This is a genomic window from Burkholderia sp. L-4, assembly GCF_056856535.1.
The window spans coordinates 1,167,036-1,186,658 of the sequence record NZ_JBXEOX010000001.1 but is presented as its reverse complement, the minus strand read 5'-3'; the positions used below and the strand labels follow the sequence as shown (position 1 = coordinate 1,186,658).

The following is a 19,623-nucleotide window of genomic DNA, read 5'->3' as shown; positions in this document are numbered from 1 at the left end:
GCCGCGAGCCGGTCGCGGCGCGCGGCGCGCCGCCGGGACCACCCGCGCTGGGTTGAAAGTCGTCAGGTTACGCCGGGAAGAAAATCAGCGACGTCAGCAGGAACACCGGGACCAGAATCACGAGTGCCCAGCCGAGGTACGCGAAGAAGCTCGGCATCTTCACGCCGCGCGACTCCGCGATCGCCTTCACCATGAAGTTCGGCGCGTTGCCGATATAACTGTTCGCGCCCATGAACACCGCACCCGCGGAAATCGCCGCGAGCGTCGATGCGCCCGTCGTCATCAGCGCCTGCGCATCGCCGCCCGCGAGGTTGAAGAACACGAGATACGTCGGCGCGTTGTCGAGGAACGACGACAGGATGCCCGTCGCCCAGAAGTACATCGCGTCGATCGGCTTGCCGTCCGGCCCCGTGACGAGATGGACGATCTGTGCGAACGCGCCGTCCGAGCCCGCGCGCAGGATCACGATGACCGGCGCGATCGTCACGAAGATCCCGGCAAACAGCTTCGCGACTTCCTCGATCGGCGCCCAGTTGAATGCGTTGCCCTCGCGCGCGGAACGCGGGGTGAGCGCGAGCGACGCGAGCGTCACCAGCACGAGCGCGACATCGCGCACGAGATTCTGCAGCGCGACGTGCGTGCCCCACACGTCGAACGCGATGCCCGGCTTCCACACGCCGCTCATCAGCACGAGCGCGATCACGGCCGCGAGCAGCACGAAGTTGATCTTGCCGTCGATCGACAGTGCGGCGCCGTCGGGCGTCGGGTCGAGTGCGGCCGGCCGCTCCTCGCCGCCCTTCCGGTAGAAGTACGTATCGAGCGCGAAGAACAGCGTCAGCAGCACGACGCAGATGAACAGCATCGGCAGCGCGAGATGGGTCGTCGTCCAGAAGAAGCTCACGCCGTTCAGGAAGCCGAGGAACAGCGGCGGATCGCCGAGCGGCGACAGCGAGCCGCCCGCATTCGCGACGAGGAAGATGAAGAAGATCACGACGTGCACGACATGCTTGCGGTTGTCGTTCGCGCGCAGGAGCGGCCTGATCAGCAGCATCGCGGCGCCCGTCGTGCCCATCACGCTCGCGAGCAGCGTGCCGAGCGCGAGGATCGCGGTGTTCAGCTTCGGCGAGCCGTGCAGGTTGCCGTTCACGCAGATGCCGCCCGCGACCGTATAGAGCGCGGTGAGCAGCACGATGAACGGAATGTATTCCTCGAGCAGCGCATGCACGAGCGTGCCGAACGCGGTGCCCGCGCCGAACGCGACCGCGAACGGGACCAGGAACACGACCGCCCAGCCGGCCGCGATCTTGCCGAAGTGGTGATGCCAGAACACCGGCGCGACGAGCGGGAACAGTGCGATCGACAGCAGGATCCCGGCGAACGGGATGCCCCAGAGTGCGGACAGCGCGGCACCGTCGAGCGTGGCGGCCGATGCAAGCGCGGGCGCCGCGCCAAGCGCGATTCCCGACGCCATGCCTGCCCAGGCGGCATGTCGTTTCATGCAGAACTTCCTTGTTCGAGTGGTAGCGGATGCAGCGGGCGCGTCATGCGCCGCGTACGATGATCACATGCACGCGATACGGGCCGTGCGCGCCCAGGACGATGGTCTGCTCGATGTCGCCCGTGCGCGACGGGCCCGACACGAAGTTGACCGCGCGCGGCAATTCGCCGCGCTCCGCGCGAATCAGCGCGAACGCGTCCTCATGCCCGGCGACGATTCGCGAAGCCGGTACGAGCGCGATGTGCGTTTCCGGCAGCAGGCCGGCCGATGCATAGGTGTCGGGGCCGGACAGCAGCACCAGCGAACCCGTTTCGGCGGTCGCGCAAAAGCAGCCGGTAAGGCCGACGAGATCGCCGTCGCGCGGCTTGCGGCACTCGACCGACAGGCCGGCGCCGGCCCAGTCGAGATCGGCCAGCGTGCGCCACGCGACGGCCTGCGCCGGCAGCCCGTGAGCGGAAAGATAGCGGGCGGCGGCGGCAGGCGCGTCGGCCAGCGTCGCGACTTCGTCGACCGTGGTCGACAGGCGCGCGGCTTCGTCGACGAAGGCGGCGACGAGGTCGGCCGGCGCCGGCGGGCGCGGGCCCGGCGGATGACGCGCGAGATAGTCGGCGACGCCGTCGCGCTCCGCTGCGTCGGGTTCGGCCGCGCGCCCCTGCGCCGCGCGGATGCGCGCGAGGATCTGGCGACGGGCAGCGGAAGTGTCCATGAACGGTCCTCGTGACGTTGGCGTGCAATACCGTCCGATTATACCGGCCGACCCTGCCGCCACGCACCTTCGGCCGCACGGCCGGCGCTCACTTCGACGCGTCTTCCTCGACCGGCTGCGCGATGCCGAACACCTGGCGCAGGTACGCGAGATACGCCTTGTCGTCGCACATGCTCTTGCCCGGCGAGTCCGACAGCTTCGCGACCGGCTGGCCGTTGCAGCGCACCATCTTGATCACGATCTGCAGCGGCACGTAGCCGAGATCGTTGGTGAGGTTCGTGCCGACGCCGAACGCGAGCTTGCAGCGCCCGCGGAACCGTTCGTACAACTGCATGACCTTCGGGATGTCGAGCGCGTCCGAGAACACGAGCACCTTGGTGCGCGGGTCGCAGCGGTTCGCCTCGTAGTGGCGCAGCATGCGCTCGCCCCATTCGAACGGATCGCCCGAGTCGTGGCGCGCGCCGTCGAACAGCTTGCAGAAGTACATGTCGAAGTCGTTCAGGAACGCATCCATCCCGTAGACGTCCGACAGCGCGATCCCGAGGTCGCCGCGATATTCCTTCGCCCACATCTCGAAACCGTAGATCTGCGAATCGCGCAGCCGCGGGCCGAGCGCCTGGCATGCCTGCAGGTACTCGTGCGCCATCGTGCCGAGCGGCGTGATGTCGTGCTTCATCGCGTACAGCACGTTGCTCGTGCCCGCGAACTGCGGGCCGAGCCCGTCGCGCAGCGTGAGCGCGACTTCCTCGTGCCAGACCTTCGAGAAACGCCGGCGCGTGCCGTAGTCGGCGATCTTGCAGTCGGCGAACTCGGGTTCCGCGCCGAGCAGCTTGATCTTCTCGCGCAGCCGCTCGCGGCCCTCGCGATAGTCGGGCTCGCGCTGGGTGTTGCGGAAATAGACTTCGTTGACGATCGCGAGCACCGGGATCTCGAACAGGATCGTGTGCAGCCACGGCCCCTCGATCACGATGTCGATCTCGCCGTTGCCCTTCGGCGACGGCGTGATCGAGATGTATTTCTCGTTCAGGTGGAACAGCGCGAGGAAGTCGACGAAATCGCTCTTGATGAAGCGCATCCGCCGCAGGTAGTCGAGTTCGACGTCGGAAAAGCGCAGCGCGCACAGGCCGCGCACCTCGTCGCGGATCTCGTCGATGTACGGCACGAGGTCGACGCCGGGCGTGCGGCACCGGAAGCGGTACTCGACGTTTGCAGCCGGAAAGTGATGCAGGACGACCTGCATCATCGTGAACTTGTAGAGATCCGTGTCGAGCAGCGAAGTGATGATCATGGTGACGGCACCGCCAATATCGAGACAGGGCACCTGCGCACCGCGCGCCGCCCGGTCAGGCGGCCATGTTACCCGAATGCGGGACCGACCATCGGGAAACCGCCCGCGGCCCTGCTCCCGTCGCGCAGGCGCGCCGCGCACGCGCCTGCGTTGCGCACCCCATAAACTAATCACGAAACGATATAAGCCGGATAGCCGACCACGCGATGCGGGTTTGGCGCTTCAGTTACAATGCCGCTTTTGGCGCAAACGCCACCCCATATATACCGCCAAGCAGGAGCGTTTTAATGACTCACGTTGTGACCGAAGGCTGCATCAAGTGCAAATACACGGATTGCGTGGATGTGTGCCCGGTGGATTGCTTCCGTGAAGGTCCCAACTTTCTCGCCATCGATCCGGACGAGTGCATCGACTGCGCCGTGTGCGTCGCCGAGTGCCCGACCAATGCGATCTATGCCGAAGAAGACGTTCCGGGCGACCAGCAGCAGTTCACCGAGCTGAACGCCGAGCTGGCCAAGAACTGGCCGTCGATCACCAAGACCAAGCCGGCACCGGCCGACGCGGACGAGTGGAAGGACGTGCAGGAGAAGCTGCACCTGCTCGAGCGCTGATCGCGCGGCGGCCGCAGAAATTTTTTTGTAGATCGCGGCCCGAAGGTATTGACAGGTTAGCGACCACTCCATACAATCTCGTTTCTCTGCTGTTGTTGTTTGTTCCCCGATAGCTCAGTCGGTAGAGCGCCGGACTGTTAATCCGTAGGTCCCTGGTTCGAGCCCAGGTCGGGGAGCCAAAAACACGAAGGCCCGTTGAAAGTGGACGGGTTTTTTGTTGGAAACAACGCACGCAGATGTACCGATTTATTCCCCGATAGCTCAGTCGGTAGAGCGCCGGACTGTTAATCCGTAGGTCCCTGGTTCGAGCCCAGGTCGGGGAGCCAAACAATGAAAGGCCCGTCATTCGACGGGCCTTTTGTTTTTCCGGCCACCCTTCCGCGTTTCCGCCGTTCATCGCCCCGTCGCGCGCATGCTAGAGTCTCTGTCCCGCATTCGCATCCGGTTCCGTCGATGAAGCATCGTCTCCTGCGCTCCGCCCCGTTCGCCCTCCTGTTCTCCGCCTTCGCCGCGGCACCGCTCGCGTACGCGGAGGAAGTCGGCAGCGTCAACACCCATTTCCGCGTCACGGGCTCCGACCGCGTGGTCGTCGAAGCGTATGACGATCCGGTCGTGAACGGCGTGACCTGCTACGTATCGCGCGCCCGCACCGGCGGGATCAAGGGCACGCTCGGCGTGGCCGAGGATCCGAGCGAGGCGTCGATCGCCTGCCGGCAGGTCGGGCCGATCAGCTTCAAGGAGCCGCTCAAGCAGCAGACCGACGTGTTCAGCGAACGCATGTCGTTCATCTTCAAGACGCTGCACGTCGTGCGCGTGGTCGACCAGAAGCGCAACACGATCGTCTACCTGACCTACAGCGACCGGATCGTCAGCGGCAGCCCGAAGAATGCCGTCACCGCGGTGCCGATGCCGGCCGGCACGACGATTCCGGTCAAGTAACGCGCACACCGGCCGGGCGCGCGAGCGATACACTGTCGTGTCCGACCGCTCCCGCGCCCGATCATGTCCGCCACCCGCCTTCCCGACGCCGCACGCTACTGGCGCACGCCGCTGCTGCCGGACGCGGATCTCCTCACGGCGACCTATCGCGACCACGCGTTCGCGCCGCACTGGCACGACGCGTACACGATCCCCGTGATTCTCGAGGGCGCGGAACGCTTCACCTATCGCGGCAACGGCTATGTCGCCGAAACGGGCACCGTGCCCGTGATCAATCCCGGCGAAGTGCATACGGGTTCGCGCGCAACCGACGAAGGCTGGTGCTATCGCGTCAGCTACCTGCCGGTCGAATTCGTCCGCGGACTCGCGAGCGCGATCGCCGGCCGCCCGCAGGATGCGCCGTGGTTTGCCTCCGACGTGATTCGCGACGCCGATCTCGCCGCCCGGCTCACGCTCGCGCACCGGATGATGGAAGCCGGCAGCGAGCGCGCGCTGTCGTCGCATGCGCACGGGCAGCCGGCCGGCGATCCGGCAGCCGACGCACCGCGCATCTACGATCCGCTCGCCGCCGAAACGGCGATGCTCGACGCACTGTCGACGCTGATCGTGCGCCATGCCGACGCGCGGCCGCGACCGGCGCCGCTCGCGGCCGACGAACCGCGCGTCGACGCGATGCGCGAGCGGCTCGCGGCCGATCTCATGTGCACGGTGACGCTCGATGACGTCGCGCAGGCAGCCGGCCTGTCGCCGTTCCACGCGGCACGCCTGTTCACGCGCACCACCGGCATGCCGCCGCATGCGTGGCGCAACCAGTTGCGGCTGCAGCGCGCGCTGGCGCCGCTGCGCGCGGGCGTGCCCGTCGCCGACGTCGCGGCGGCCAGCGGCTTCGTCGACCAGAGCCACTTCACGCGACACTTCAAACGGATGTTCGGGGTTCCGCCCGGGCGCTGGCAGGCGAGCTGACGCGGCCGCCCACGCATTCGCGAGCGCAAGAACATACAAGCCGGCCCGCCACCGGCCCGCTATCCTCCCGTTCATGGAGGAGCCCCTTTGAACCCGACACCCGCCTCGCCCCCTCGCCGCCCGCTCAACGAATGGCTCGACGGCGCGCGCGACACGATTCCGATGATGATCGGCGCAGCACCGTTCGGCGTGATTTTCGGCACGCTCGTCGGCGGCGGCCCGCTCGCCGCATGGCACGGCGCACTGATGTCGCTCGCAGTGTTCGCGGGCTCCGCGCAATTCATCGCGCTCGGCCTGATCGCGGGCAGCGCGAGCTTCGTCGTCGTGCTCGCGACCACGCTGATCGTGAACCTGCGCCACCTGCTGTACAGCGCGACGCTCGCGCCCTACGTCGCACACCTGCCGTTGCGCTGGCGTGCCACGCTCGGCGCGTTGATGACCGACGAGGTGTTCGCGGTCGCCCATGCGCACTACCGGCACTTCGCGCCCGGCACGGTTGGCCCCCACTACTTTTTCGGCTCCGGGCTTGCGATGTACCTGAACTGGCAGGTCTGGACGCTCGCGGGCATCGGCTTCGGCGCGGCGTTCCCGGGCCTGCAGTCGCTCGGCCTCGATTTCGCGATGGCGGCGACCTTCATCGCGATCGTGGTCCCGCAGCTCGGCACGTTGCGCTATTTCGCGGCGGCCGCGACGGCCGGCACGCTCGCCTGCCTCTGGCAGGGCTGGCCGTACAAGCTCGGGCTGCTCGGCGCGGTCGCCGCCGGCGTCGCGATCGGCGTCACGCTCACGTTGCTGCACGAACGCAGGCGCACCGGCTCGCGCACGGAGGCGACATCGTGAGCTACGCGCTGCTGATCCTCGGGATGGCCGTCATCACCTACGCGATCCGCTCGACGCTGTTCCTGTTCGGCGAGCGGCTGACCTTCCCGCCGCTCGTGCGGACCGCGCTCGGCTTCGTGCCCGTGACCGTGCTGACGGCGATCATCGTGCCGATGACCGTCTCGCCGCACGGCGGCCCGGCCGAGCTGACCTGGCGCAATCCGCAGCTCGTCGGCGCGCTCGCCGCCGTGCTCGTGTCGGCGGCAACCCGCCGCCCGCTCGTGACGATCGCCGCGGGGCTCGCGGTGTTCTTCTTCTGGCAAGGGGTCGTGATCCCCCACTGGCTGCCCGCCTGAGCGGACGCTCTACCGCGCACGCTCAAGTTTCCGCCCGGCGCGCCGATATAGGGGATGAAGACCCGCCACCGGCCTCGGCGCGCACCGGTCAGTCGACGCTGCGCCCGCCCCGGTGCGCCGTGCCGGCCGTCGGCTTGCGCGGGCCGCCATCGAGACGATTCATGGGCCAGATCACCCTTTCCCTCAAGGACGACACGCTCGAGTCCCTGCGCAAGGACTACGACGCGTTCGTCCGCGTGTCGCTGAAACTCGACCCGCAGTTCGCGACACCGTCGTTCGAGGATTTCCTGCGCGCCAAGCTGCTCGACAACATGGTGCCGCTGACCGAACACGCGGTGCAGCGGATGCTGCAGGGCGGCCAGTACGCATGGGCCAAGCGCACGCTCGACAAGGAGTTTCCGGACGTCGTCGCGATCCTGATGCGACAGGCCGGCGAATTCGGCTTCGGCTTCGCGTCGCGCTCCGAATGGACCCCCGACGAACTCGCGAAAGCGTGCCGCGACTGGGCGAAGGCGATCGTCGCCGAAGCGCAGGGCGACCCGTCGCTGATCGACCCGCTCGCGTCGCAGATCAAGGGCGCGGCGCAGGACATCCAGGCGCTCGAGGAGCTGATGCAGACGCCTGCGTGGCGGCTCGCCGAATCGTTGCGCCAGCGCATCTACGAGGCCAAGCTCGCGTGCGAGATGAGCGTCGGCAGCACCGCGCGCGACAAGCTCGGCGAACTGCGCGGGCTGCTGCGGCTGGGCCTTGCGCACGGCTCGTTCCAGAAGCAGGAAGCGCAGCAGATCATGGAGTACCTGCGGCTGCTGAAGCCGGAGATCTTCGTCGAGGAACCGTACGACGTCTTCGCACGGCTCGCCGCGTGGCTGCGCAGCGTGTTCACGCCGGCCGCCGTGCGACCGTCGCAGGGACAACCGGGACAAGGGCAAGGACAGCGCCGGCCATGACCGCGCACCCATCCCGCTGACAGCATGAACCCATGAAAACGGCCCGGCTCGCATGAGGCGAACCGGGCCGTCGGACCGCTGGCGGCGCGACGCCCGGGGGGCGAGCGTCGCGCGGCGCCGGGCGTCGCTTACTGCGTGGCGCCCTGGGCCGATGCACCGCCTTGCGCGCCGACCGACGCGCCGCCTTCGGTCGCTTCGCCGGTTTTCGCCTTGGCGGCGCCGACATGGCCCTTGGCCGACTTCGCGGCATGCTTCGTGTGCTTCTTGGCCGAATGGACGGCCGACGACGCGGTATCCTTCGCGCCGTCGGCTGCCGCGCCGACCGCATCGGTTGCGCCGCCGACCGCGTTGCCCGACGCGTTCGCGCCGGCGCTGCCCTGTACGCCTGCGCCGACACCTGCAGCCGGTGCCTGCACGCCGGCACCGGCTGCACCCTGCGCCGCCGTCCCCGTCTGGGCAAATGCGGCCGAAGTAGCGAACGCCGTCAGCGCGGCACCGATCAGCATCGTACGAATCTTGGACATGGCAATTCTCCTCGAGAAGTTGTGAGCCCGGACCGCTGCGATGCGGTCCGTCGCGTCCCCGCCGCAACACGCAGCAGGTACGACAAAAGACCCCCGGCGCGCCCGGCCGGTTCTCGAATCTCTCAGACTGTTACCCACCGTTTCATTTGCTGACGAATCGCTCACAGTCCTTAACAACTGCGGGCCGTGGCGGCCCGCGCTCGCGCGTCGGCCCGCGGTGCCGTATGATGCGGAGCGTTTCCTCCCGCGCCTTGCGCACCTCCTTCGTCATGCCCAACCTGGATTTCACGCTGACCGGCGAATACGTCGAGCTGCACAACCTTCTCAAGATCACCGGCCTCGCGGACAGCGGCGGGAGCGCGAAAGTGATCGTCGCGTCCGGCGCGGTCAAAGTCGACGGCGCGGTCGAGCTGCGCAAGACCTGCAAGATCCGCGCGGGCCAGGTCGTGCTGCTCGGCGACACGCGCATCGCGGTGCGCGAGGCCTAGCACCCGCGGCGTTCCCCCTGTCCGCGACATGGCCATCGGCGCACGCGTTCGACACCGTACGAATAAAGCCGTAAGCTAGCCGTCTCTCAAAATAAATACATACAGCGCGGGCCCGCACCCGCGCGAGCGCCCATTCCATGTCGCATTCCGGTCTTACGCGGACGGCCGCCGCGCCGCCGTCGCTATCCAGTCACGCCGCCGATACCGCGCGCCTCGCCGCGCCACTCGCGATCGCGCAACTTTCCCAGATGGCGATGAGCGTCACCGACACGGTGCTGCTCGGTTCGCTCGGCCCCGATTCGCTCGCGGCGGGCGGGCTCGGCGCGAACTTCTTCTTCGTCATCGTCACGATCCTGCAGGGCGTGCTGTCGTCGGTCAGCGTGAGCGTCGCGCACGCGCGCGGCGCGCAGGCCGAGGACCGCGTGCCGCACATCTACTGGACGGGCTTCGCGCTGTCGGTGCTGCTCGCGATCCCGGCGATCGTTGCGCTGTCGCTGTCCGAACCGATCCTGCTGATGTTCCACGAGCCGCCGCTGCTCGCGCATCACGTCGGCGAATACACGGGCATCCTGCGCTACGCGGCGCTCGGCAGCCTGATCGGCGTAGGGCTGATGCGAGCATTCCTGCCGGCGATCGGCGCCGCGCGGCGGCTGCTGTGGGTGTCGATCGGCGGCGTCGGCGTCAACGGCGTGCTGAACTACGGGCTGATCCACGGCGCGTTCGGGCTGCCGCGCCTCGGTTTTCTCGGCTCGGCCGTCGCGACGACGATCACGATCTGGCTCACCGCGCTCGCCCTGATCTGGCTGCTGCACGGCCGGCGGCGCTTCCGCCATTTCGTGACCGCGTCGCGCCCGAAGCTGCCCACGATGGGCGAACTGATCGGCATCGGCTGGCCCGTCGCGATCACGTACGGGGTCGAATCGACGCTGTTCCTCGCCACCGGCCTCACGGTCGGCGTGCTGGGCGCGACGTCGCTTGCCGCGCACCAGATCGCGCTGAACGTCGCGTCGGTGTCGTTCATGGTGCCGCTCGCGATCGGCCAGGCCGCCAACGTGCGCGTCGGCTACTGGGTCGGCGCGGGTTCGCCCGTCGCCGCGCGGCACGCGGGCTTCGTCGCACTCGCGCTCGGCGTCGCGTTCATGTCGCTGTCGGGCGTCGTGATGATCGTCGCGCCGCATACGATCGTCGGCCTGTACCTGAATCTCGACGACCCGGCCAACGCGGCCACGGTGTCGCTCGCCGCCTCGCTGCTCGGCATCGCCGCGGTGTTCCAGATCGTCGACGGCATGCAGACCGTCGCGTCGGGCGCGCTGCGCGGCCTGAAGGACACGCGCATCCCGATGCTCGCGGCGACCTTCGGCTACTGGGGCATCGGCTTCCCGACCGGCTACTGGTTCGCGTTCCACGCGGGCCTCGGCGCACGCGGCCTGTGGTGGGGGCTCGCCGCCGGCCTCGCGAGCGTCGCCGCGCTGATGGCATGGCGCTTTCATTTGAAAACCGCGTCGCTCGTCGCGACGCGGCACTGAGCGCGACACGACGCGAAATCGCGACCGGCGCTATGCTTGTCGGCTGAACACCTCGAGACGCCGCGCGAGCGGCGCGACTGCCTCACGATACGCCTGATGCCGCGCGACGACGCGCGGCCTTTCCCCTTTCCAGGAGGAGTGCATCATGAACGAAGCAGTTCGGATGGAACGCGACACGTTCGGCGAAATCGCCGTGCCGGCCGACCGACTTTGGGGCGCGCAAACCGAGCGCTCGCTGCAGAATTTCCGGATCTCGACCGAGAAGCAGTCGCCCGAGCTGATCCACGCGCTGGCGATCGTCAAGCGCGCCGCGGCGGCCGTGAACCAGTCGCTCGGCGTGCTCGCCGACGACAAGGCGCGCGCGATCATCGACGCGGCCGACGAGATCATCGCCGGCAAGCATCCGCGCGAATTCCCGCTCGCGGTGTGGCAGACGGGCTCCGGCACGCAGACCAACATGAACCTCAACGAGGTAATCGCGAATCGCGCGAGCGAGCTGCTGGGCGGCGAGCGCGGCGAAGCGCGCAAGGTCCATCCGAACGACGACGTGAATCGCGGCCAGTCGTCGAACGACGTGTTCCCGACCGCGATGCACATCGCGGCCGCGTACGCGATCGTCAATCATCTGCTGCCGGCGCTGCGCACGCTGCGCGCGACGCTCGACGCGAAGTCGAAGGCGTTCGCCGACATCGTGAAGATCGGCCGCACCCACCTGCAGGACGCGACGCCGCTCACGCTCGGCCAGGAGTTTTCCGGCTACGTCGCGCAGCTCGACCAGGGCATCCGTCACGTCGAATCGGCGCTGCCGCACCTGTACGAGCTCGCGCTCGGCGGCACCGCGGTCGGCACCGGGCTGAACGCGCATCCGGAGTTCGCGGTGCGCGTCGCCGACGAGATCGGCCGGCTCGCGAAGCTGCCGTTCGTGACGGCGCCGAGCAAGTTCGAGGTGATGGCGGCCGCCGATGCGCTGGTCTTCGCGCACGGCGCGCTGAAAACGGTCGCGGCGGGCCTGATGAAGATCGCGAACGACGTGCGCTGGCTCGCGAGCGGGCCGCGCTGCGGGCTCGGCGAACTGTCGATTCCGGAAAACGAGCCGGGCAGCTCGATCATGCCGGGCAAGGTGAACCCGACGCAGTCGGAAGCCGTGACGATGCTGTGCTGCCAGGTGTTCGGCAATGACGTCGCGGTCAACGTCGGCGGCGCGAGCGGCAATTTCGAGCTGAACGTGTTCCGGCCGATGATCGCGCACAACGTGCTGCAGTCGGTGCGGCTGCTCGCCGACGGCGCGCAGAGCTTCAACGACCACTGCGCGGTGGGCATCGAACCGAACCGCGCGCGGATCGACCTGCTGCTGAACGAGTCGCTGATGCTCGTGACGGCGCTCAATCCGCACATCGGCTACGACAAGTCCGCGCAGATCGCGAAGAAGGCGCACAAGGAAGGCACGACGCTGAAGGCGGCCGCGCTGGCGCTCGGCTACCTGACCGAGGCGGAATTCGATGCGTGGGTGCGCCCCGAGCAGATGATCGGGACGCGCTAGGGGCAGGACGACGGGCGCGGCGCGTCGAGCGCGGCGCCCGCTGCGGTCAGACCGTGCCCTTCGCGACTTCTTCCGGTTTCATCTCGACGATCTTGTCGAGCGCGGCCCGTACGTCGGCCGCATATTTCGCGAGCACCTTCTGCTCGTCGGTCTCGGGCAGGAACGGCGGCACCGGCACCGGGTTGCCGTTCTCGTCGACCGCGACGAACACGACGAGGCAGTCGGTCGTCTGGCGCAGCACGCCGCCCTTCGGGTCCCCCGCGTGCACGGACACATGGATGTGCATGCTGGTGCGGCCCGTCGCCACGACGCGCGCCTTCAGCTCGACCAGGTTGCCGACCAGGATCGGACGCTGGAATCGGATGTTGCCGACACTGACCGTCACGCAATAGCGGCTCGACCAGACGGCCGCGCACGCATACGCGACCTCGTCGATCCACTTCATCAACGCGCCGCCGTGCACCTTGCCGCCGAAGTTCACGGACGAAGGCTCGGCGAGGAAGCGGAATACGGTTTCGGTACGGTCGAGGGCGGCCGGCACGGGGGACGGTTGGGGCATCGTTCTGGCTCCAGGCGGCAGGGGCGCTGTAATCGGGCCATTATACGTTGCAGTGCGGCAATGCGTCGCGGCCAGCGCCGCGTGGCGCGGCCGCGGCGGCGCCACCCGCGCCGCGCCCGCAGCGCCGCCGGTCAGCGGCGCACCGTGACGCCCTGGTCGATCGTCCCGTACATCTCGATACTGCCGCCCTGCCCACCGGCGGCGCCCGCGCCGCCCTGCGCACAGGCCGCGCAGACGAGCGCGGCGGCCAACATGCAGAAAATCGTCTTCATCGTTGCATCGTGTCACATGCGGCGGCCCGCTGCCGCCGCGTCCGGCCCATTCTACGCGCGCCGCAACGGGCCGCAGCCAGGCTGCCGCGGGACGGCGCCGCCGCATCCGACATTTCATCCGGATACGAAACATCGAATGCGCACACCCACTACACTGCCCCTCATCCCGCTTGACGAGAGACGACGATGACCGATCAAGACGACCACCACTTTCCGGGCCTCAGCCGCATCGGCGCACTGATCGCCGACCCCGGCCGCGCCGCGATGCTGTGGGTGCTGATGGACGGCAGCGCGCGGCCGGCCGGTGAATTGACGATGATCGCGGGGCTGTCGCCGTCCGCGGCAAGCGCGCACCTCGCGCGGCTGACCGAAGGCGGCCTGCTCGCGCTCGACGTGCGCGGCCGGCACCGCTACTACCGCATCGCGTCGGCCGACATCGCGGCGTCGCTCGAGGCGCTCGCGAACGTCGCCCGCGCGGCTGCGCCGCACCGCCCGGTACCGGCGCCGTCGCGCACGGTACCGGCCGAACTGCGCTACGCGCGCACCTGCTACGACCACATGGCCGGCGAACTTGCGGTGCGCATTTTCGACGGGCTCACCGCGCGCGGCTGGCTGCTCGCGGACGGCGACGCGATCGAAGCCACCGAGCTCGGCACGCAGGCCCTCGGGCAATGGGGCATCGACGTCGCGCAGCAGCGCACGCGCCGGCGCCGCTTCGCATGCGGCTGCCTCGACTGGAGCGAGCGGCGCTCGCATCTGGGCGGCGCGCTCGGCGCGGCGCTGCTTGAAAGCTTCTGTGCGCACGGCTGGATCGAACGTTCCGCACGGCCGCGGGTGCTGCGCGTCACCGTGCCCGGCCAGCAGGTTTTCGACGCGTGGCTTACGTCCGCTTGACGCCCGCATTGCGGCTGCACGACAGCGGCACGCGACAGACAGGTTTTGTTACACCGCGTGCCATCCGACTTACAAAACACCGAGCATTGAAACAGGCCGAGCGGATATTGTGAACTCAACGGCACGAATCGACGCGCCGCGATAACGACGATGACGCTCACCATGGCCCCCCTGTTCACGCTCAAGCGAACCGCCCGCTATACGCTGCTCGCGTTCGCCGCGCTTGCGGCCCTGCCGCCCGCCTTCGCGCAATCGGCCGGCGCGCCGCCGTATTCGGCCGCGGCACGGCAACCGGGCGGCGACCCGCCCGGCCGCGTCGCGCGGCTCAACTACCTGTCGGGTGCCGTGACGACCGAACCGGCCGGCACCGATACGTGGTCGTATGCGGCCGTGAACCGGCCGCTGACGACCGGCGACCAGCTCTGGAACGACGCCGGCGCACGCTCGGAACTGCATATCGGCTCGACCGCGGTGCGGCTCGGCGATTCGACGAGCCTGTCGATCCTGAATCTCGACGACACGACGACGCAGTTGAAGGTCGGCCTCGGCACCGTATCGACGCATGTGCGCGATCTGCCCCGCGGCGGATCGTACGAAATCGACACGCCGAACCTCGCGCTCGGCATCACGGGCCCCGGCGACTATCGCGTCGATGTCGCGCCGAACGGCGCGAGCACGACCGTCACGATGCGCAGCGGCAGCGCGACCGTCTACGGCAGCAACGGGCAGTACCCGCTGTCGCCCGGGCAGCAGGTCGTGTTCACCGGCACCGACCTGCAGGTCGCACAGCAATCGGCGGCGCCGGGCCCCGACCCGCTCGACCAGTGGGCCGCCAGCCGCGACGCGGCCGAGGAGCGCTCGGTGTCGGCCCGCTATGTGTCCCGCGACATTCCCGGCTATCAGGATCTCGACGCGAACGGCACGTGGCGCGAAACCCCGAATTACGGCTCGGTCTGGGTGCCGAACGACACGCCGGCCGACTGGGCGCCGTATCACGACGGCCACTGGATCTGGCAGGCGCCGTGGGGCTGGACGTGGGTCGACGACGCACCGTGGGGCTTCGCGCCCTACCACTACGGCCGCTGGGCGTACGTGGACGACAGCTGGGCCTGGGTGCCCGGCCCGATGGTCGTCAGCCAGCCGCCGGTCTACGCGCCGGCGCTCGTCGCGTTCGTGGGCGGTGGCGGCGGTCCCGACTGGAGCGTCGCGCTCACGGTCGGCGGCGTCGCCGCGGCCGGCTGCGCATGGTTCGCGCTCGGCCCGGGCGAGCCGTGGCACCCGCGCTGGGGCGGCTGGAGCCCGCACTACTACGACCGCGTGAATCGCAATATCGTGGTGAACAACGTCAACGTGAACAAGACCGTGAACGTGACGAACATCACCAATATCACCAACATCAACAAGACGTACGTGAACTTCCGTGCGCCGCACGCGATCACGGCCGTGCCGGCCGCCGCGTTCGTGCATGGCCAGCCGGTCGCGCACTTCTCGCAACACGTCGATCCGCGGCAATGGCGCAATGCGCACGTCACGCCGGGCACACCCGGCATCGCGCCGGTGCGCCAGAGCTTTACCGGCGGGCTGCGCAATGCCGGCTACCGTCCGCCGGCGGCGATCGCGCAGCACCCCTACGTCGCGACGCGCAACCCCGCGGTGCCTGCCGCCTATCGAGACCAGGCAGCCGCGCATCTCGCGCAGCAAGGCGGGCGCGTGCCGGGCGCCGGCGCGCCGGTCGTGAAGACGAGCGTGCCGGCCGATTACAGGGCCCGCCCGGTCCGCGTGCCGGGTAATCCGAGCGGCGGTGCGTGGGCGATGCACAACGTGCAGCTCGTGAATCCGCACGGCCCCGTCGTGCAGCCGTCACGCGCGCCGCGCGAAGGCCAGCCGCCTGCCGTGCAAACCGGACGGCCGGGTACGCCCGGTGCGCCATTGCCGGGCGTGCCGACTGCCGGACGGCCGGCGAACGGCGAAATCCCCAATGGGCCGCATTTCGCCAACGGCGGCATGCCGCAGGCGCCCGGCAACGCGACGCCGCATCAGGCCTTCGGGCCCGGCAACGGCGTCCCGCACCCGCCGATCGCAAGCAACACGCCGTCGGGCATCGGCAACACGCATGCACCCGAGGCGCCGTCGCCGGCGTGGATGCAGCCGCACACGCCGATGGAACGCCAGCGCCCCGCCCCGCCGAGCGCCCTTCACGCGGCAGGCCAGAATGCACTGCCGCCCGTGCGCAGTGCGGCGGTGCCGCATCCGGAGGGCATACCGACACCGCAGGGCACGCAGCCCGGCGGCCGGAACGACGCGCCGCGCGCGTTGCCGCAACCGAGGGTCGACAACACGGCGCAGATTCCGCAGCCGCGTCCGCGCCCCGATTTCCCGACACCGGCCCGGCACGGGCAAGCGCAACCGGAACGGGCCGCTCCCACGCCGCAACCCCGCCCCGAATTCGCGCAACCGGCGCCGCAACGCGAAGTCGCGCCGCCGCGCGTGAACGAGTACCGTCCGCCGGCGCCAGCCGTACACGACATGCCGCGCCCGCAACCGCAGGCGCCGCGCATGGAGCCGCGACCCCAGCCCGCACCTCGAATGGAGCCGCGACCGCAGCCGGCACCCCGCATGGAACCGCGCCCGTCGATGCCCGCTCCCCGCATGGAACCGCGGCCGCAACCGGCACCGCACGTCGAGGCGCCGCGCCCGAGCAGCCCGCCGCCAGGCGCGCACGACGAGCGGCATCGCCAGTAAGTGCCGCAAACGTGAAACAAAAAAGCCCGACCGGTCTCAGCCGGTCGGGCCTTCTTTCTGCAGGGCGCGGATCGATGAAACCGCGCGCTCAGACCGCCATCGGCGCAGTCAGCGGCTCATGGTGGCGATAACCGACCAGCGAGAAATCGGACGGCTCGACCTGCTCGAGCCATTCGGGCGCATAAACGCCCGTCTTCGCGTAGTCGGGCACGCGCTCGGCAATCTCGAGCCGCGGGCTTTCGTAAGGCTCGCGCGTGAGCTGCCGCTGCAGCATGTCGAGCTGGTTCTCGTAGATGTGCGCGTCACCGATGAAATACGTGAACCAGCGCGGCGTGTAGCCCGTCAGGCGGCCGACGAGCGACAGCAGCGCGGCCCCTTCCGTCAGGTTGAACGGCGTGCCGAGGCCGACGTCGTTGCTGCGGATGTACAGGCACAGCGAGATCTCGCGCTTCGTCGCGTTCGGCAGGAACTGGTACAGCAGGTGGCACGCGGGCAGCGCGATCTGGTCGAGCACGGCCGGATTCCACGCGTGAAACAGAATGCGGCGGTCGGCCGGATTCTCCATGATCGTGTCCAGGCACTGGCGCAGCTGGTCGATCGCCTTGTACAGCAGCACCTTCGGCGCGCCGTCTTCGTCGAAACGCGTGACGATCCGGAAGCCGCGGCGCGTCGCGTCGGCGATCTGCGCGTCGGCGCCCGCGTCGAGCACCTTGTAGCCCGGCCACTGGCGCCATTGCACGCCGTACACGTCGCCGAGATCGTCGACGCCCTGACGGTACGGATTCGCGAGCCACTGCGCGTTCTCGTTCGCGTTCGCGTCCCACACCTTGCAGCCGAGCGCGCGGAACTCGGCCGCGCTGCGCGACGCGCGCAGGAAGCCGACCAGTTCGCCGATCGCCGACTTGAACGCGAGCTTCTTGGTCGTCACGGCCGGAAAGCCTTGCTGCAGGTCGAAGCGGAGCATCGCGCCCGGCATGCTGATGGTGCGGATCCCCGTGCGGTTCTCCTGCCAGGTGCCGGTATCGAGAATGGTACGAACGAGGTCGAGATACTGTTTCATGCGGGTTCCTTCGGCCGCGAGGGCGGCCGTACCCGCCAATTTTAGCAAGCGTGGTGAGGAAGCTCCGGCAACGGCGCCGAAAACCCTGCCAGCGTGTCGCCGCGATCGCGCATGCCGTGCGCGCACATCAGCCGGTAGAGCGTGACGCGCGACACGCCGAGTTCACGCGCGGCATCCGCGAAACGGCCGCGGTGGCGCAGCAGCGCCTGCTCGATCGCCTGCCGTTCGGCCGCTTCCCGCGCCTCCAGCAGCGACACGGGCGCGAGCGTCGCGAAGTCGTTCAACTCGAGATCGGCCGCGGTGATCATCCGGCCCTCCGACATCACGATCGCGCGGCGCACGCGATTGATCAGCTCGCGCACGTTGCCCGGCCACGAATAGCCGTACAGCGACGCGACCGCGTCCGGAGAGAAACCGCGCAGGCGGCGATGCGCATCGCCCTTGAAACGCTCGAGCATGTGGCGCGCGAGCACCTCGATGTCCTTGCCGCGCGCGCGCAGCGGCGGCTCCTCGATCTTCAGCACGCACAGGCGATGGAACAGGTCCTCGCGGAACCGCCCTTCGCGCAACGCGGCGTCCATGTCCACGTGCGTCGCGCAGATCACGCGCACATCGACGGGCACCGACACGTGCGCGCCGAGCCGCTCGATCTTGCCTTCCTGCAGGAAGCGCAACAGGCTTGCCTGGCTTTCCAGCGGCAGATCGCCGATCTCGTCGAGAAACAGCGTGCCGCCGTTGGCGGCCTCGACGCGGCCGATCTTGCGCTGGTTCGCCCCGGTGAATGCGCCGCGCTCATAGCCGAACAGTTCGGCCTGCAGCAGCGTCGACGGAATCGCGCCGCAATTGATCGCGATGAACGGTGCCTGCGCGCGCGACGAACGCTCGTGAATCGCGACCGCCGTCAGTTCCTTGCCGGTACCCGATTCGCCGGAGATGAACACCGGCGCATCGGTCGCCGCGACGCGGCGAATCGTCCTGAAGAGCCCGAGCATCGCATCGCAGGTCCCGACCATCTCGCCTTCGCTGCGCCCGGCGCCGACCGGCGGCGCAACGGGATCGGTCAGCGCGACCATGCCGTGCGCATGACCGACGGTCTCGACGATTCGCGACGTCTCGTACGGCATCGTCACATAATCGAAGCAGTAGTCGCGAATGAGGTGGCGCAGCGTGGCATCCTGCAACTGGCCGCGACGCGTCGCGGCGATCCAGCCGATGTGCTGGATGCTCAGGCAGGATTCGAGTTCGCGCAGGTCCGAGGGCTTGAAGCCCGGCGAAAAGTCGAGCAGGCCTGCGGTTGCCACGCCATGCTGCACGACACGCCGGACGTCGCGTACGGTCTCCGCGAGATCGACGCGCCAGCCGCACTCGTCGAAATGGCCGCGCAACGCGTCGTTCGGTTCGCGCGAATAGTAGATCACGTGCCGCTGATCGGCTCCCATATCCTCACCCCGTTCATCAACCGTCTAACGATTGCCGCGCACGTCAGAGTTCGTGCGAAAAGGATCGAATCGGGTCAGCCAGAGGCGGCTCGATTCGCCATGCCGATGCTCGGCAACGACAAAGCCTCGCATGATGGCGCTTATCTCGCGTCCAGTTATTTTTGGTCAAGACAGCTTAGTTATAGGCACCAAATACGACAAACGGATTTCGGCGCCGACGGCGATACGGCCCAATCGCACAGGAGGTCGATGCAGGTCAATCATCTGCACATAGCACATGCGCAGCAAGTTGTTCGTTCATCAACACACGGGCCGATTTTCATCCTTGAAGCGAATCGATTGAATCCGCAGTATTCCCGAGCCCCCTCGTTTCAGGCCTGAAACATTTTCAGGCGTTTTCGGCCACAATTCGCAACGCTTGAGCGCGAATCGCCGTAGCGACAACGGTCCCG

General features: G+C 68.5%; 20 protein-coding genes and 2 tRNA genes. 14 read left to right on the top strand and 8 right to left on the bottom strand.

Annotation, left to right across the window (positions count from 1 at the left end):
* Positions 1–67: 67 nt before the first annotated feature.
* The 3 genes from AC1VVG_RS05620 to pncB form a co-directional block, all read right to left on the bottom strand.
* Positions 68–1,498, bottom strand: coding sequence for a sodium:proton antiporter (locus tag AC1VVG_RS05620; RefSeq protein WP_059560721.1), 1,431 nt, complete (start codon positions 1,496–1,498; stop codon positions 68–70).
* 43 nt (positions 1,499–1,541) lie between these two features.
* Entirely contained in the window at positions 1,542–2,204 is a 663-nt protein-coding gene (locus tag AC1VVG_RS05615) for a LutC/YkgG family protein (RefSeq protein WP_034186481.1), read from the bottom strand.
* Positions 2,205–2,292: 88 nt separating this feature from the next.
* Complete coding sequence (gene pncB, locus AC1VVG_RS05610; RefSeq protein ID WP_034186480.1) at positions 2,293–3,492, bottom strand: nicotinate phosphoribosyltransferase; 1,200 nt, start codon at positions 3,490–3,492, stop codon at positions 2,293–2,295.
* A gap of 287 nt (positions 3,493–3,779) precedes the next feature.
* Between pncB and fdxA the strand changes: the two genes are divergently transcribed.
* The 8 genes from fdxA (at position 3,780) to AC1VVG_RS05570 (ending at position 8,127) form a co-directional block, all read left to right on the top strand.
* Positions 3,780–4,103: a ferredoxin FdxA gene (fdxA, locus tag AC1VVG_RS05605; RefSeq protein WP_006753067.1), complete on the top strand. Its 324-nt coding sequence runs from the start codon at positions 3,780–3,782 to the stop codon at positions 4,101–4,103.
* A 103-nt stretch (positions 4,104–4,206) separates the two neighbouring features.
* Positions 4,207–4,282, top strand: a tRNA-Asn gene (locus AC1VVG_RS05600).
* Between the two features lie 71 nt (positions 4,283–4,353).
* Positions 4,354–4,429 (top strand) — tRNA-Asn (locus AC1VVG_RS05595).
* Between the two features lie 127 nt (positions 4,430–4,556).
* Complete coding sequence (locus AC1VVG_RS05590) at positions 4,557–5,042, top strand: CreA family protein (protein WP_301740636.1); 486 nt, start codon at positions 4,557–4,559, stop codon at positions 5,040–5,042.
* A 63-nt stretch (positions 5,043–5,105) separates the two neighbouring features.
* On the top strand, positions 5,106–6,005 hold the full coding sequence (locus AC1VVG_RS05585) for an AraC family transcriptional regulator (RefSeq protein ID WP_059560729.1): 900 nt from the start codon (positions 5,106–5,108) through the stop codon (positions 6,003–6,005).
* 87 nt (positions 6,006–6,092) lie between these two features.
* The gene (locus AC1VVG_RS05580; protein ID WP_482835336.1) at positions 6,093–6,845 is read left to right on the top strand and encodes an AzlC family ABC transporter permease; all 753 of its coding nucleotides are present in this window, start codon (positions 6,093–6,095) and stop codon (positions 6,843–6,845) included.
* Positions 6,842–7,180 (top strand): AzlD domain-containing protein, encoded by a 339-nt coding sequence (locus AC1VVG_RS05575; protein WP_049028167.1) that lies wholly within the window; start codon positions 6,842–6,844, stop codon positions 7,178–7,180. The genes AC1VVG_RS05580 and AC1VVG_RS05575 overlap by 4 nt, the downstream gene beginning before the upstream one ends.
* A gap of 161 nt (positions 7,181–7,341) precedes the next feature.
* A complete protein-coding gene (locus AC1VVG_RS05570; protein ID WP_034186475.1) occupies positions 7,342–8,127 on the top strand; it encodes a DUF4088 family protein in 786 nt (261 codons plus the stop codon).
* A gap of 128 nt (positions 8,128–8,255) precedes the next feature.
* Here AC1VVG_RS05570 and AC1VVG_RS05565 read toward each other — a convergent pair whose 3' ends face one another.
* Complete coding sequence (locus AC1VVG_RS05565; protein WP_482835335.1) at positions 8,256–8,651, bottom strand: hypothetical protein; 396 nt, start codon at positions 8,649–8,651, stop codon at positions 8,256–8,258.
* A gap of 269 nt (positions 8,652–8,920) precedes the next feature.
* Here AC1VVG_RS05565 and AC1VVG_RS05560 point away from each other — a divergent pair, with 269 nt between their 5' ends.
* The 3 genes from AC1VVG_RS05560 (at position 8,921) to fumC (ending at position 12,205) form a co-directional block, all read left to right on the top strand.
* Positions 8,921–9,139 carry an RNA-binding S4 domain-containing protein gene (locus tag AC1VVG_RS05560; RefSeq protein ID WP_034186473.1) on the top strand — a complete coding sequence of 73 codons (219 nt, stop codon included), beginning with the start codon at positions 8,921–8,923 and terminating at the stop codon, positions 9,137–9,139.
* A gap of 137 nt (positions 9,140–9,276) precedes the next feature.
* Positions 9,277–10,665, top strand: a complete 1,389-nt coding sequence (norM, locus tag AC1VVG_RS05555) for a multidrug efflux MATE transporter NorM (protein WP_034186472.1) — start codon at positions 9,277–9,279, stop codon at positions 10,663–10,665.
* Between the two features lie 145 nt (positions 10,666–10,810).
* Positions 10,811–12,205, top strand: a complete 1,395-nt coding sequence (gene fumC / locus AC1VVG_RS05550) for a class II fumarate hydratase (protein WP_034186471.1) — start codon at positions 10,811–10,813, stop codon at positions 12,203–12,205.
* Between the two features lie 46 nt (positions 12,206–12,251).
* On the opposite strand, the gene AC1VVG_RS05545 is transcribed toward fumC, so the two are convergent.
* Positions 12,252–12,764, bottom strand: a complete 513-nt coding sequence (locus tag AC1VVG_RS05545) for an acyl-CoA thioesterase (RefSeq protein WP_482835334.1) — start codon at positions 12,762–12,764, stop codon at positions 12,252–12,254.
* Between the two features lie 131 nt (positions 12,765–12,895).
* Positions 12,896–13,036 (bottom strand): hypothetical protein, encoded by a 141-nt coding sequence (locus tag AC1VVG_RS05540; RefSeq protein ID WP_167361865.1) that lies wholly within the window; start codon positions 13,034–13,036, stop codon positions 12,896–12,898.
* A gap of 186 nt (positions 13,037–13,222) precedes the next feature.
* Between AC1VVG_RS05540 and AC1VVG_RS05535 the strand changes: the two genes are divergently transcribed.
* Together AC1VVG_RS05535 and AC1VVG_RS05530 are read left to right on the top strand one after the other, a co-directional pair.
* Positions 13,223–13,930, top strand: a complete 708-nt coding sequence (locus AC1VVG_RS05535; protein WP_034186470.1) for an ArsR/SmtB family transcription factor — start codon at positions 13,223–13,225, stop codon at positions 13,928–13,930.
* A 150-nt stretch (positions 13,931–14,080) separates the two neighbouring features.
* A complete protein-coding gene (locus AC1VVG_RS05530; RefSeq protein ID WP_482835333.1) occupies positions 14,081–16,672 on the top strand; it encodes a DUF6600 domain-containing protein in 2,592 nt (863 codons plus the stop codon).
* A gap of 88 nt (positions 16,673–16,760) precedes the next feature.
* Here AC1VVG_RS05530 and AC1VVG_RS05525 read toward each other — a convergent pair whose 3' ends face one another.
* Together AC1VVG_RS05525 and AC1VVG_RS05520 are read right to left on the bottom strand one after the other, a co-directional pair.
* Positions 16,761–17,732 carry a thymidylate synthase gene (locus AC1VVG_RS05525; protein ID WP_049030723.1) on the bottom strand — a complete coding sequence of 324 codons (972 nt, stop codon included), beginning with the start codon at positions 17,730–17,732 and terminating at the stop codon, positions 16,761–16,763.
* A 41-nt stretch (positions 17,733–17,773) separates the two neighbouring features.
* A complete protein-coding gene (locus tag AC1VVG_RS05520; protein WP_034186469.1) occupies positions 17,774–19,171 on the bottom strand; it encodes a sigma-54 dependent transcriptional regulator in 1,398 nt (465 codons plus the stop codon).
* On the opposite strand from AC1VVG_RS05520, the gene AC1VVG_RS05515 reads away from it, so the two are divergent.
* Positions 19,151–19,552, top strand: coding sequence for a hypothetical protein (locus AC1VVG_RS05515; RefSeq protein ID WP_482835332.1), 402 nt, complete (start codon positions 19,151–19,153; stop codon positions 19,550–19,552). The genes AC1VVG_RS05520 and AC1VVG_RS05515 overlap by 21 nt on opposite strands.
* The last annotated feature ends 71 nt before the right edge of the window (positions 19,553–19,623 follow it).

Coding starts and splice junctions, on each gene's coding strand:
- AC1VVG_RS05620 (WP_059560721.1), bottom strand. CDS start 1,498: ATGAAACGACATGCCGCCTGGGCAGGCATGGCGTCGGGAATCGCGCTT.
- AC1VVG_RS05615 (WP_034186481.1), bottom strand. CDS start 2,204: ATGGACACTTCCGCTGCCCGTCGCCAGATCCTCGCGCGCATCCGCGCG.
- pncB (WP_034186480.1), bottom strand. CDS start 3,492: ATGATCATCACTTCGCTGCTCGACACGGATCTCTACAAGTTCACGATG.
- fdxA (WP_006753067.1), top strand. CDS start 3,780: ATGACTCACGTTGTGACCGAAGGCTGCATCAAGTGCAAATACACGGAT.
- AC1VVG_RS05590 (WP_301740636.1), top strand. CDS start 4,557: ATGAAGCATCGTCTCCTGCGCTCCGCCCCGTTCGCCCTCCTGTTCTCC.
- AC1VVG_RS05585 (WP_059560729.1), top strand. CDS start 5,106: ATGTCCGCCACCCGCCTTCCCGACGCCGCACGCTACTGGCGCACGCCG.
- AC1VVG_RS05570 (WP_034186475.1), top strand. CDS start 7,342: ATGGGCCAGATCACCCTTTCCCTCAAGGACGACACGCTCGAGTCCCTG.
- AC1VVG_RS05565 (WP_482835335.1), bottom strand. CDS start 8,651: ATGTCCAAGATTCGTACGATGCTGATCGGTGCCGCGCTGACGGCGTTC.
- AC1VVG_RS05560 (WP_034186473.1), top strand. CDS start 8,921: ATGCCCAACCTGGATTTCACGCTGACCGGCGAATACGTCGAGCTGCAC.
- norM (WP_034186472.1), top strand. CDS start 9,277: ATGTCGCATTCCGGTCTTACGCGGACGGCCGCCGCGCCGCCGTCGCTA.
- fumC (WP_034186471.1), top strand. CDS start 10,811: ATGAACGAAGCAGTTCGGATGGAACGCGACACGTTCGGCGAAATCGCC.
- AC1VVG_RS05545 (WP_482835334.1), bottom strand. CDS start 12,764: ATGCCCCAACCGTCCCCCGTGCCGGCCGCCCTCGACCGTACCGAAACC.
- AC1VVG_RS05540 (WP_167361865.1), bottom strand. CDS start 13,036: ATGAAGACGATTTTCTGCATGTTGGCCGCCGCGCTCGTCTGCGCGGCC.
- AC1VVG_RS05535 (WP_034186470.1), top strand. CDS start 13,223: ATGACCGATCAAGACGACCACCACTTTCCGGGCCTCAGCCGCATCGGC.
- AC1VVG_RS05530 (WP_482835333.1), top strand. CDS start 14,081: ATGACGCTCACCATGGCCCCCCTGTTCACGCTCAAGCGAACCGCCCGC.
- AC1VVG_RS05525 (WP_049030723.1), bottom strand. CDS start 17,732: ATGAAACAGTATCTCGACCTCGTTCGTACCATTCTCGATACCGGCACC.
- AC1VVG_RS05520 (WP_034186469.1), bottom strand. CDS start 19,171: ATGGGAGCCGATCAGCGGCACGTGATCTACTATTCGCGCGAACCGAAC.